The 12,930-nt window shown below is 39.1% G+C and carries 10 protein-coding genes and 2 pseudogenes; 5 read left to right on the forward strand and 7 right to left on the reverse strand.

The window, feature by feature from the left end:
* Nucleotides 1-3: 3 nt before the first annotated feature.
* Nucleotides 4-993 (reverse strand): M28 family peptidase, encoded by a 990-nt coding sequence (locus tag LC115_07290; protein MCZ2356477.1) that lies wholly within the window; start codon nucleotides 991-993, stop codon nucleotides 4-6.
* Between the two features lie 219 nt (nucleotides 994-1,212).
* Here LC115_07290 and LC115_07295 point away from each other — a divergent pair, with 219 nt between their 5' ends.
* From LC115_07295 to LC115_07305, 3 genes are all read left to right on the forward strand, one after another.
* Entirely contained in the window at nucleotides 1,213-2,091 is an 879-nt protein-coding gene (locus tag LC115_07295; GenBank protein MCZ2356478.1) for a hypothetical protein, read from the forward strand.
* A 107-nt stretch (nucleotides 2,092-2,198) separates the two neighbouring features.
* The gene (locus LC115_07300) at nucleotides 2,199-3,041 is read left to right on the forward strand and encodes a peptidylprolyl isomerase (GenBank protein MCZ2356479.1); all 843 of its coding nucleotides are present in this window, start codon (nucleotides 2,199-2,201) and stop codon (nucleotides 3,039-3,041) included.
* A gap of 15 nt (nucleotides 3,042-3,056) precedes the next feature.
* Nucleotides 3,057-4,868: an ATP-binding cassette domain-containing protein gene (locus LC115_07305; GenBank protein MCZ2356480.1), complete on the forward strand. Its 1,812-nt coding sequence runs from the start codon at nucleotides 3,057-3,059 to the stop codon at nucleotides 4,866-4,868.
* Nucleotides 4,869-4,918: 50 nt separating this feature from the next.
* On the opposite strand, the gene LC115_07310 is transcribed toward LC115_07305, so the two are convergent.
* The 3 genes from LC115_07310 to LC115_07320 all read right to left on the reverse strand — a co-directional run bounded on the left by LC115_07310 (nucleotide 4,919) and on the right by LC115_07320 (nucleotide 10,847).
* Nucleotides 4,919-6,244 (reverse strand): DUF1343 domain-containing protein, encoded by a 1,326-nt coding sequence (locus LC115_07310; protein ID MCZ2356481.1) that lies wholly within the window; start codon nucleotides 6,242-6,244, stop codon nucleotides 4,919-4,921.
* Entirely contained in the window at nucleotides 6,244-10,137 is a 3,894-nt protein-coding gene (gene porU / locus LC115_07315) for a type IX secretion system sortase PorU (protein ID MCZ2356482.1), read from the reverse strand. The genes LC115_07310 and porU overlap by 1 nt, the downstream gene beginning before the upstream one ends.
* An 86-nt stretch (nucleotides 10,138-10,223) precedes the next feature.
* On the reverse strand, nucleotides 10,224-10,847 hold the full coding sequence (locus LC115_07320) for a tetratricopeptide repeat protein (GenBank protein ID MCZ2356483.1): 624 nt from the start codon (nucleotides 10,845-10,847) through the stop codon (nucleotides 10,224-10,226).
* Between the two features lie 223 nt (nucleotides 10,848-11,070).
* Here LC115_07320 and LC115_07325 point away from each other — a divergent pair, with 223 nt between their 5' ends.
* On the forward strand, nucleotides 11,071-11,463 hold the full coding sequence (locus LC115_07325; protein ID MCZ2356484.1) for a hypothetical protein: 393 nt from the start codon (nucleotides 11,071-11,073) through the stop codon (nucleotides 11,461-11,463).
* Nucleotides 11,432-11,872, forward strand: coding sequence for a transposase (locus LC115_07330; GenBank protein MCZ2356485.1), 441 nt, complete (start codon nucleotides 11,432-11,434; stop codon nucleotides 11,870-11,872). The genes LC115_07325 and LC115_07330 overlap by 32 nt, the downstream gene beginning before the upstream one ends.
* Here the strand turns inward: LC115_07330 and LC115_07335 are convergent.
* From LC115_07335 to LC115_07345, 3 genes and pseudogenes are all read right to left on the reverse strand, one after another.
* The gene (locus LC115_07335) at nucleotides 11,869-12,189 is read right to left on the reverse strand and encodes a transposase (GenBank protein ID MCZ2356486.1); all 321 of its coding nucleotides are present in this window, start codon (nucleotides 12,187-12,189) and stop codon (nucleotides 11,869-11,871) included. The genes LC115_07330 and LC115_07335 overlap by 4 nt on opposite strands.
* Before the next feature lie 33 nt (nucleotides 12,190-12,222).
* Nucleotides 12,223-12,408 (reverse strand): annotated as a pseudogene (locus tag LC115_07340) (IS630 family transposase).
* Nucleotides 12,409-12,784: 376 nt separating this feature from the next.
* A pseudogene (locus tag LC115_07345) lies at nucleotides 12,785-12,874 on the reverse strand (transposase).
* Nucleotides 12,875-12,930: the final 56 nt, after the last annotated feature.

Consider the following 12,930-nt stretch of genomic DNA (forward strand, 5'->3'; position numbering starts at 1 on the left):
GCGTTATTGTACCGGCGTGGTTTTGGTCTCCTGAAATATTACTTCCAGCATTGTTTGGCCAACAGCTTTCAGTGTTTCTTTGTTAATAGACTGAATATCATCTCTTTGAGTATGCCAGTGAGGAAAGAACCCTCCTGTTGATAAATCTCTGTGAATAATATCAATGGTAGGTATGTTTGCTATGGTATTGAGATAGAAGTGGTCGTCTAATATTTCTGAATCCGAGTTAAATAAAAAATACTGGCCATATCCAAGATGGTGCGCGATTTGCCATACATGGTCAAGATATTGCTGTGCATATTGTTTAGAGAAACCTTCTTGGGTAAAAGTAGCCCCTGCTGCACCTACCATATCAAGGTTAATAGCATATTTTGCTTTGTATCCCGGTAGGTGTGGTGTTTTACTCCAATATTGAGAGCCAAGGCAATACGAGTTTTCTTCGTGGCTAACTCCCAGGTCTTCAGCGTCCCAACAAATCAAATCTACTCCAATAGCAGGATTCTGAGCACCCAGTTGGCGGGCAATTTCAAGTAATACCGCTACTCCGCTGGCTCCGTCATTAGCTCCGGGAATAGGTTTATCTCTGTTGGACGAATCTGCGTCAGCAACAGGGCGGCTATCCCAATGAGCACTAATCAAAATACGGTGTGCCTGTTGGGGATTATAACTTGCAATGATATTCTGAATAGCCAACGGAACACCGTCATACTTAGTTACCGTAGTTGCCTGAACGGTTACCTCCGCTTTAAATTCTTTAAATTTTTCTACTAACCAAGCTGCGCACCGCTTATGCCCCGGTGTGTTTGGAATACGATGCCCAAAACTCAACTGCTTTTCAATAAAAAAATAAGCCGAATCTACTTGAAAATCAGGAGATTTACGCACAAAAACAGGAGTATTTTGAGTACCCGAATTATTGGTATCCACTTTGGGATTGTTAGTACACCCAAAAACTAACCCCGTTATGAACAGAAGATAAAATATTTTTTTCACTACTCAAAATTACAAAATTAGTTGAAGCCAAATATTTAGCAACTAAAAACGCTGTAAGGCACTGAACAACAACCAGTATTTTTGCCCCTCAAAGAATTGTAAAGTTTTTTGAGGGTTTCCTTTTTCTAATTACTAAAAATAATCCACATAACTTATTGAACTATGTTTAATTTTACCAACTTGGTTTTTTAAGAAGCCAAGAGATAGCCGTCTGGCAGTATGAACTATATTGTATATCAAGCTTACGGGAAAACAGAAATTCTACATGAGTGTTTGTATTCATTATCAACACTTTGGCCATATATTTTGAACTCTGATTTAAAGGTTATTGTTTATACAGACCAACCGGATTGGTTTCGTCAGCAAATTGGAGAAGAGAGTTCTGTTTTATTTTTTCCTATAACTGCCGAAAAAATTCAGCAATGGCGTGGTAAAATAGACTTTGTTCATCGAGTAAAAATAGCGGTTTTGTTAGATATTTCGGAGCGCGTTAGTGGAAACTTATTGTATGTAGATACCGATACTACTTTTATGGCCTCACCTGAACTACTTTTTGACACCATTGAATCCCAAAAAAGGATTATGCACACCCAAGAAGATATTTTAGAAAAATCTAAACTACTGCTAAACAAGAAGATATATAACCATATTCGGGGAAAAACATTTAATGTTCCATCAGGGCAGTTACATATCAAGGGAAATTTAGGTATGTGGAACGCAGGCGTACTTGGCTTTCAAACAGCAGATAAAAAACTGTTAATCAGAGTTTTAGATATAACAGATTTGTTATACAAAGAATATCCCAAACATACCATTGAGCAATTGGCTTTTTCGGTGGTATTTCAAGAAAATGGCTATATTTTTCCGGCAGAAAATATCTTATTCCATTACTGGAATTTCAAAGAATTTCGTGAAGTACTCGCTGTTTTTTGGCAAAAGAACGAAGAAAAAACATGGGAACAAAAATGCAGTTTAGCCCAAAATATAAGACCGGAAAAACTAATTCAGCATAAAATAAGCTTTGAACAAAAACCCTATTGGATTCGTAAACTACGTAAATGGTTCGGAATAAAGCTCAAACTACCAATAAGTCAATAACTTACGATAAGTTAATATGGCTTTATTTCATTGTAAATGTTTTTAGTTACTTGTGCCTTAAAATAAACTAACTTCGCGGCTTATTTTGTACAACACACACATACACAATGTCAAGTAAATTATTGCCGGCATTAATTGCTTTTATATTTCTTTTTGGCTTTACTGGCGGCTGCCAACAAAAAGAAACCAAAGGGCTGGTTACTATCAGCACTTCTTTTGGGGATATAAAAATACGTCTGAATCCAGATACTCCCAAACACTCTGAGAATTTCAAAAGTTTAGTTAAATCTGGTTTTTATAACAACACTACGTTTCATCGGGTAATATCAGAATTTATGATTCAGGGAGGCGACCCCAACACCCGTAATCCTAACTTTCAAGGAAAACCGGGGCAAGGGGACACAACCTACACCCTTGATCCGGAATTTTTGTCTTCAAAATACATTCACAAGCGAGGTGCTGTAGCTATGGCAAGAACCGGAGATGAAATAAATCCGATGCGCAGATCATCAGGATGCCAATTTTTCATCGTGCAAGGAAAAAAAATCTCTGATGAAGAACTAAACCAAATAGAAAATTACATTCAGCAAGACCAAATGCAATTCTTTGGTAAACAGTTTTTTGGCCGCCCGGAAAATGATTTTCTGAGAAAAATAGACTTTCAAACACTGCAAAAAAGCAATCCTGATTCCGTAACCAAACTTTCTATGGATTTTGAAAAGAGAATGCGTGTAGCATTTGAAAAAGAAGTAAAACCATTTAAGTATAGCCCTGAACAAAAGAAACTGTATAAAGAAGTTGGCGGAGCACCATTTTTGGATAATATGTACACTGTTTTTGGAGAAGTAGTTGAAGGAATGGATGTTGTCGAAAAAATTATCGCTGTTCAAAAAGATGAAAACGATAAGCCATTGAAAGACATTCGGATAACTGCAAAGATTCAAGACTAAGACCGTAGAAAACCTATGGCATCTCGCAGATGGGATGTTGAAGACGACTCACCCAAGCCTCCTCCCATAACCCGCCAACGCATACACGAGTTTTGGCAAATAGCCCGCTTCGTTAAGCCCTACAAAATCAAACTCTTTGCAGGACTTATATTCCTCATTTTTTCAAGCCTAACAACTCTCGCCTTTCCGTTTGCTACCGGAAAACTAATTGATGCAGCCTACAAGACTACACAAGCCTATTTTACTATTGATGAATTAGCAATCATATTAGTAGCCGTACTGAGCCTACAAGCTGTATTTTCTTTTTTCCGGGTAGTTTGGTTTGCAGAAGTAGGCGAAAAAACATTAGCAGATATTCGCAAAGCACTTTACAACCACCTGATATACTTGCCATTAGTCTTTTTTAACCAACATCGGGTAGGTGAACTCACCAGCCGAATTTCGGCAGATTTAAGTCAAATACAAGATACCTTTACCACAACACTTGCCGAACTCTTGCGGCAGATAGCTACCCTCCTTGTGGGAATTACGGTTATCTTCTTTATCTCGACAAAGCTCACTTTGGTGATGTTGGCCTCTTTTCCAATATTGGTTATTACGGCGGTAATCTTGGGTAAACAAATTCGTAGAATAGGAAAAATTGCACAAGATAAATTAGCTCTTTCTAATATAATTGTAGAAGAGACCTTGCAAGGCATTGTGAATGTAAAAGCTTTTGCAAACGAACTATTTGAAACCGGCAGATATGGAAAGAGTTTACAGGAGTTTGTTCGTGCAATATTGCGTGGAGCTAAATATCGTGCTGCATTCGTCTCATTCCTAATATTTTGTATTTTTGGAGGAATCGTTTTAGTTATCTGGTACGGTGCTCACTTAGTAAAGACAGGAGAAATTACGGTAGGAGAACTAACTTCGTTTGTATTATACACAACATTTGTGGGCGCAGCTATTGGCGGGATGGGAGACCTTTATGCACAACTTCAAAAGACAATTGGTGCAACTGAGCGCGTTCGGTCATTACTGGCAGAACCTACCGAACCGTATCATCAAGTAAACACTACCCCAATAACCCGCTTTACCGGAAAAATAGATTTTGAAGATGTACATTTTTCTTACCCTACTCGCAGCGAAATCCCTGTGTTGCAGGGGCTTTCTTTTACAGTAAAACCAGGACAAAAGGTCGCTGTAGTAGGAAGCTCCGGTGCAGGAAAAACTACTATAACAATGTTATTACTAAGACTATACCAAAACGATACCGGAAAAATATCAGTAGATGATGCGGGTATTACAACATATAGCCTGACCGAATATCGTTCTCAATTTGCCTTAGTTCCGCAAGATGTAATGCTGTTTGGAGGCACTATAGCAGAAAATATTGCCTACGGAAAGCCGGGGGCAAGCCAAACAGAAATAGAGACCGCAGCTACTCAAGCCAATGCTCACGACTTTATAACCTCTTTTCCGGAAGGATACCAAACCCTTGTAGGTGAACGCGGTATAAAACTTTCCGGAGGCCAACGCCAAAGAATTGCTATTGCCAGAGCCATCTTGAAAAACCCAACTATTTTACTCTTAGACGAAGCAACGAGTTCTTTGGATTCAGAATCCGAAAGATTGGTACAGCAAGCCTTAGATAAACTGATGCAAAATAGAACAACACTAATTATAGCTCACCGCTTTTCTACAATCAAAAATGCCGATAAAATTATCGTTATTGATAAGGGAAAAGTTATGGAGCAGGGAACTCACGAAGAACTTATGTCCGGTAACGGACTTTATTATCAATTAGCTTCCGTACAGCAATTAGCTGATACACAGAATAGTTAGAGTAGTAGATGTAATTTAGAATCGTGCTATGATTTAGTACTTAAAAGGCATCAATCTGGATACAGTAAATAATTAAGTCGCGTTTTTTTGAATGTACGGGCATCACGTTCCCAACGGTTATAGATTTCTTCGGGATTCTTTTGATTTAGAACTGATTCTTGTAGCGTTGTGTCGCCTGCAAGGCGTTGAAAATAGCTATTAAAAAATGACACCGGCGGTTCATAGTATTGGTCATATTTTTTGTAAAACTCACGGTATTCATGGTAGCAATTAAATAATAGTTGCAGCCCGAAGCGGAAAAGTCCTGTATCTGGGGGCTGGAGGTCAATAAACCGAACTCCGTAGCAAAGTTGGTTTAAGCACGGCGGTTCGTAAGAAGCATTGGGCATTCGTTTGGGGGTAAAGGTGGTTATTTCGAGATTTACACCATTGATTGAGAAGTGTGTTTTTTCTTTCAGGGCAGAGTCTCTTTGGTAAGCTCTGTGGAAACCAACGTGTTGAGGAAATCCAATTTGTTCAAATGGCTTTTCAGTACCTCTCCCAACGCTAACTATTGTGCCTTCATACCAGCATAATACGGGATACCAAGCGGCAGCTTCCGGCGTTTTTAAATTGGGAGATGGAGGGATCCAAGTACGACCGGTTTCTTGCCACCGAAGTTTATGCCGGTATCCTTGACACAAAATCACCTGTAACTTAGCCACCCGGCCACCGGCTAACCATTTTTCTCCATTAACCATACGGGCATATTCCCCTAAGGTCATCCCATGAACAATTGGTACGGGATGCAACCCCACAAAAGACGTTAAACTTGAATCTAATATGGGTCCGGCCACATAATATCCGTTGGGGTTGGGTCTGTCCATAATAATAATTTCTTTACCAAACTCGGCACAGGCTTCCATAACATAGCACATGGTTGTGAGATACGTATAAAAGCGCGTTCCAACATCCTGAATATCAAATAAAACAATATCTACATCTGCTAAATGCTCATAGGTAGGTTTTTTTATTTTTCCGTATAAAGAAACTATTGGCAGGCCGGTTTTAGTATCTGTATGGTTTACTACGGTTGCCTCCATATCTACATCCGTTCTAAAACCATGTTCGGGGGCAAAAATTCGTACTAAATTAACTTTTTTCTCTAAGAGTGCATCTACTAAATGTATGGAGTCAAAGACTACGGAAGTAGCATTGGCTACCAAAGCCACTCGTTTGTTTTTGAGTATATCTAATTTTTGGGTCAATAAGATTTCTGAACCTAAAACAACCCTTGAAGGTTGTTTTTCTTTAGCTTGGTTTGGAAGAGGTTGGCAACTTATTATTAGAAAGTTTCCGATCCATATTAGCAGCCAGATAGTTCTAAAATATTGCATTAACGGAGTAATACAAGTTTTTCAAATTTGCTGATTTGTTTACCGGTATCTTTTACACGCACGGTTACTTCATACACATACACACCGCGTCCGATTCGTTGGCCAAAATCATCTAAGCCGTCCCAGTCAATAGAGCAGCTAATGCTGCTTTCGCCGTAAAAAGTTTGTCGTAAAGACTTTACCAATTTTCCTGAAATGCTATAAATCCGAATTTGGGCATCTAACCAATGTCCGGCTTGATTGTGGTTAAAGAAAAAAGTAGTGTTTGTTGTGAATGGGTTGGGATAGTTAAATATATGTTCTAATGCCAAGGAAGCGTCATCAGCAACGATAAAGCGGGTTTCTGCCGTCCCGGAATGGTTGCTTACATCCCATACCTTAACGTTTAGCTGATATTCTCCCTGCGGTAGTTCCTTAAAACGATAACGAATAGTGCCTTCACGATAGCTATCCTTTTTGGCTTGATAATATTCATTTAAAACGATGGGGTTGTCAGCGGCATTTAGCACCGCAGTTAGTTCCCTCCCGACTCCAAGTCCGGAGGTATTTATTCCTAAATCATCACTTACATCGGCGATAAGGGTTGGGTTTTCATTAACAATACTTCCGTCTATCCATTTTTCGCTGTCGATCATTAGTTTTACCGTAGGCGGATTATCCGGTTTACCGGCCATAGAATCCGTACAGCAAACAATAACATTACTGGTACATCCTGAACCATCCTCTTGGTTATCAGAAACATACAAGCTAATTCTTCCATTACCTATGGCGTAAGAAATATCTAATGGAACAATAAATGAAAACTGAAATTTACCTTGCTTTACGGAGGCAACGCCGTTAAATAGAATGTTCTTTTGTAGTTGAAAACGGCAGCCTAATTGATAGGTGATAAATTGGGTGGGTTTATCAAATACTTTGGCGGTAAGTTCGCCGGTGTAATTTTCTAATAATGTTCCGGTTGGCGTTTGCACTTCTCCTGTTATCGTAACCTTAGACATCGCTTTTAGGGTATCCGGGTTACTTGGGTCTATCGGTTTATTATTGATTTGGGTGATTTTTGCTACGTTTTTGGGATAATTTAGGATAAGGGCGGGGTCTCCAAAGAGGCAGAAGTTACGAGTATTGATGGCATCGGCATTGTATGAACCCGGAGAATAACTGAGGTTTTTAGACCGTTGATAAATTTCTCCTAAGGTTAGATAGCGGTTTAATACTGAATCAAAACGGACTGCATACTCATAGAAGTTTTTGTTGAATTGGAAGTTAAATCCGGAAAATACGATTCTTACGGAAGTCATCATGCCGATAGTTCCGCCTTGTTCATGAATAAAAAGTTGTTCGGCACCTGTTCTGCGAGTGGGGTCGTCATAGCGGCCAAACTCGCAGGTAGCCGTTACCATAAAAGGCAATCGGTCATAGTTTTTCATCACTGCAATATCTGGCAATTCAAGTAGATATGCGTTTGATATGCCGATTTCGTTTCCGTGTCCGGTATAGTTCACGAATAGATTTCCGGATTCAAACTTACGTAAGAGCGCGTCTTTAGCCTCTGGGAAGCGTTCACCTCCCGAAGTGTTTACAGCACGATAGCTATCTACATAAACCTTGTCTAAGTTGTAGCAAGGAGCATTTCGGGAAATTAGTGATCCTAATTGGTCGGCTTGGTCCATGTGAACGCATCCATCTACTAATTTATGGTCTCCTATCAATAGAATCTTGTTACGCCAATCTCCGAAAGTTACCGGGTCGCTAACGTAATGAATAATTTTATTGACTACGGCTTCGGCTTCGGCTACAGAAGCCACAGGGAAGCGTCCTATTCCGATGTCCAAAAAATGGGTTTGAACTCCACGATTATCATCCGGAAAAAGCCCTGTTCCCTCTCCCCAATTTCCTTCTGCGTCATCTAAAAACCCAAAATAATCATCGCTGGAAAAAGAGCGGGTCGGCGTTAATGACTGAAATCCTTGATAGCTGGGTACAAAGCTGGATCCAGGGTAAACACGTCCTTTCCAATCATAAGAACCATCTCCAAAAAGTAATAGATATTTGGGGAATTTGGTGGTATCACTGCCGGCTTTATCATAAAACATTTTAGCAAACTCACGAATAGCCGTAACATCTACTTTTCCGGAAGAAAATTCTTGCCAAATCTGCTGCGTTAAAACTACATTTACGGTGCGGTTGTATCTTTGACGGTGCAATTCTGCCAAACGATTTGCCTGCACTAAAAAATCTGAATGAACAACTATTAAATATTCTGCAAATGGCAACCCATGTAGATTTTGATTAGGAACAAAGCCGCTGAAAGACGGCACAAATACACCTTCTGGCCGAAATACAATCCATTCACTTGGGCGAAATACCTCTGAAGAAAAAGCAAGAACCTGACCATTAGCTTGATACAACTGATTTATGGGATTTTGTTTATCCGTAACATTCCATATCCACAAGCCTGACGTCCCGCCGGATACTTCGTAAGAGACATTTCGTTGGTAGTTTTTGCTGCGAATGGTATATTGGTCAGCGTTAATAAGCCAATTACGGCTGTATTCAACCTCAACGTTATCTAACCAAACAATATCTCCGGTAGATTTTTGATAGCTAAATTGTAAATCCACAGTTCCGTCAGTAAGGGCAGTTAGCGGAATTGTGATAGATTCACTCATCCAATATCCATAAAGGGCTTCTGGGTTAGATTTATTCGTTGTGGGGCAATTTGTTGATTTGTAGGATATTCCATTTTCTCGGATTTCAAAAATAGAGGGGAGGCCGGCTCGAACTAAATATTTGTAGCGCACGGTAACGTCTCCAGTTGGGTTGTTTAGCCGAAAAGATAGGTTTAGAATATTATTTAAGTCAAAAGCCTGACCTACCCAAAGCCGTCCGGATTTAGAGGGATTTATTTTGTCTTCTTCAGAAAACTGCAAATCTCTATCACCAACTACTAAGGTATCTCCGGCAATGGACGGTTTATCGGCTATACGTTTACCGTCTTGGCCACCAAATGTAAGATAATAGTAGCTTGAGTCTGAATAGATATTCAGCTCATGCTGGTAAGTGCTTCCGGAAGAATCCGCTAACCAATAAGTTGTTCCTTCTCCGTAGAACAGGATGTAGTCATTGTCATCAAATCGGCCGTCTTGCTCCCCTGAAATATAAATCGGGTTTTCATAGAGGTCATCATAGCGAAATTTAGCGTTATCCTGTGGCAGTCTTTGCCCACCGTTGCCATATATTTTGATGGTTTTGGGGTTTAAATCGGCTAAGTTAATGCCTAATTGATTGGCTAAAAACCCTTTATTCAGTCTATAAATGCCGTTTTTAGTTAATGCTAAACGATACCAATTTCCTGTGGATAGTACAGAGTTTTCTGCATACGTGCGGCTTCCTTGTGTTTTAGCAGCTCCACTCGGCTGAGTTTGGTAATGAATAATCATCTCCGAATAGCGTTGTATATTCCCCCCGCCGGATTGTATTCGCAGGGGATACACCCGAACCAATTGATAGGTTTGTTTTCTTTCTACCACAATATCGCCTAACTCAACCAGATTTTGGGGAAACCAATTTCCGGCTAAATCATTTGAATTTAATGTTTTGTCAAAAACCCCATCTGCTGGGCTTGAGGTAGCACTTCCAGTAACTCCTGTAATGGAAACGAGGTATCCAGCTTGAACCGGAATCCTTAGGGTCGCAAAAGGTAGATTACAAACATCTTCACGATAAGAGCAGCCGGTAAAAGAGGGAGACATTTGCAAGCTACCGTCTGCACATTTCCTGCTGATATTCCCCTCCCAAACGGGGCGATACCGAATTTCCTGCGCAATAGAACTTGATAACCCCAAAAATAAATAGAAAGAAATAGCCAGTATTGCTGCCTGTTTTGAAACCATGAAATATTAACGGGTTACGATTTTAAATTAGTTTGTAAAAGTAGAGAAAACTTTTTTACAGCGATTTAGAATTGGCATGATTTGTATTACCAAGGGTTTTTTGAGGTATTGGTAGTGGCTGTTTTTTTTCTAATCTGCTGCCAAAAGCGGTTCGGTTCTTGGGTTAGGTTGTGTATACGTTGCTGGGTTTCAGTTGTGGTTATATTTGGGAGTACATTGTTAAAAGTCTGTTCTGGTTTAGGGAGCACTGTGGGTGGCGGAGGTGGTGGCGGCAAGGGTGGTGGTGGCGGAGGTGGTGGCGGGGGGCTGTTTCGCAAAAGCCACTCCAAATTACGCCGCGCAACCTGATTCTTTTCATCTAAGCGTAACGACTCCTGAAAACAATGCTTTGCCTCTTCTCCCCTACCCGCACGTATCGCTATAACGCCCAACTGATTCCAAGAAATAGAAAGAACCTGATTATTAAGTGATGATTTGGGATAAAGGGCGTATGCTGCCTCCAAAGATTCTGCCCAAAATAAACCCTGTGCCCGATTAAAAGCCCAATAACTTGCTTCTTGGGGCAAAAAATCATCCCCTAATTTCGCTATAGCAGCAGCAGAGCTAACATATTGCCTCCCCTGCCATAGCTCTTTTGCTTGCTTTCCCAACTCTCTATCTCCGTAAAGCCATGAAAATAAGAATAGTAGAACAATGCTTAACCGTAACATAATTTGGGGAAGTTTAGCTATTTTTCACCACAAATGGAGTTTCTTCTTAGCACAAAGTTCGTTTTCAGAACCCCAAAAACAAAATTTAAGCTATGTTACAAGCAGTCTTTTTGGGTCAATCCTAATTTATGGGGAGTAATTGTTAAAAGTGGTATGTTTGAGGCAATAAAAAACACTTACCATCGAAACAACATTTTTCAATGAAGTATTTCCGGAGGAGATATTGGAATACTTCGAGATAAAGCAATACCAACAACTATGTTCGGTAGCAGAGAAAATAGAATACTGGCTCATAGATTTTGATGAAAAGAATGAAATCCCTAATGGATATTCATCTTCGGAATACGAATCAAAGGGGTTCTTACCGGTATGTATTGTTCAAGACTTTCCTATACGAGGCAAAGGAGTATATCTTCGGATACGCAAGCGAAGATGGCGACATAAACAAAGGGGAGCAATTATCCAACGAGATTTTTCCTTTATAGCCGATGGTTCAAAATTTACCAGTGAACTATCGGATTTTTTAAAAGATGCAAGTGGATACGCGACCCGATACCATGAAAAATATAGCCAGTTACTTTTTTGTGAATGGAAAGAAATTGCAGCGGCACTATAAACACCAAGTAAGCGGCTATAAAGAATGGAAGCAATTACCATATGCGGAAGATTATCTGATTTACCCGGAAAACACCACCGAACACATTAGTATTGACGAAGTCAGCTTATCTAAAGGAGAACTTTATACCGTTGTTACCCATAAAAATACCCGAAACCAAAACAAGAAATCAGTCATAGCCATCATAGCCGGAACGGAGGCAAAAACGATACAAGATGTATTAGAGAAAATACCCCTTAACCAAAGAAACAAAGTAAAAGAAATAACTATGGATATGGCTTCCAATATGGCATTAGCCGCCCGAAGCAGTTTTGCAAATAGCACACAAGTAATAGACCGTTTTCATGTGGTAAGATTAGTTACGGATGCGCTGCAACACATGCGAACTAATACGATAATGATATTTTAATTAGACCAAAATGTATCTATATTCATATATTTGAATGTGCATATAGACATTACCATTTGAGGGCTTAGGTTCTTTATTGCTTGGTCAAAGAATGTGCTGATTTGTTCTAAATTTTCGAAATGTTTATTGGTAAACTTTCTTTTGATATGTTGCCATATCTTTTCAGCAGGGTTTAACTCTGGGCTGTAAGGAGGTAGAAATAATAGGAAGATATTTTTTGGAATGATTAGTTTTTTTGCCTTGTGGAATGCACCATTATCCAAAACCATTATTTTGTATTCTTCAGGCTCTTGCAATGAAAACTCATCAATGAAAATTTGAAAAGTTTCTCCATTGCAACTACTATTATGTTAATCGTAAATTGACGGATAAAGTCTTCTGAGTTTTTGCCTTGCATCGTTTGTTGTAAATTGCCAATTGATTTTACCATTTTTGTTGTTTCTGTGTTGTTGCCAAGCCGCTACTTCGCTGACAATATTTTCTATTTTTGCGATATGCCTATTCAAACATTGATGATTTAGAACGTGTAATACGATAATGATATTTTAATTAGACCAAAATGTATCTATATTCATATATTTGAATGTGCATATAGACATTACCATTTGAGGGCTTAGGTTCTTTATTGCTTGGTCAAAGAATGTGCTGATTTGTTCTAAATTTTCGAAATGTTTATTGGTAAACTTTCTGAGCCTGTTGCACGACAAAAAGAATAAAAATATTTAACTATTTGATTTTGAATTAATTAACTAATACGATAATGATATTTTAATTAGACCAAAATGTATCTATATTCATATATTTGAATGTGCATATAGACATTACCATTTGAGGGCTTAGGTTCTTTATTGCTTGGTCAAAGAATGTGCTGATTTGTTCTAAATTTTCGAAATGTTTATTGGTAAACTTTCTTTTGATATGTTGCCATATCTTTTCAGCAGGGTTTAACTCTGGGCTGTAAGGAGGTAGAAATAATAGGAAGATATTTTTTGGAATGATTAGTTTGAGCGTGTTGCATAACCTCTAAATTTTTAAAAAAGCTCAGATTTTCTCCCGTT

The sequence above is a fragment of the Bacteroidia bacterium genome (assembly GCA_026932145.1).
Lineage (GTDB): Bacteria > Bacteroidota > Bacteroidia > J057 > JAIXKT01 > JAIXKT01.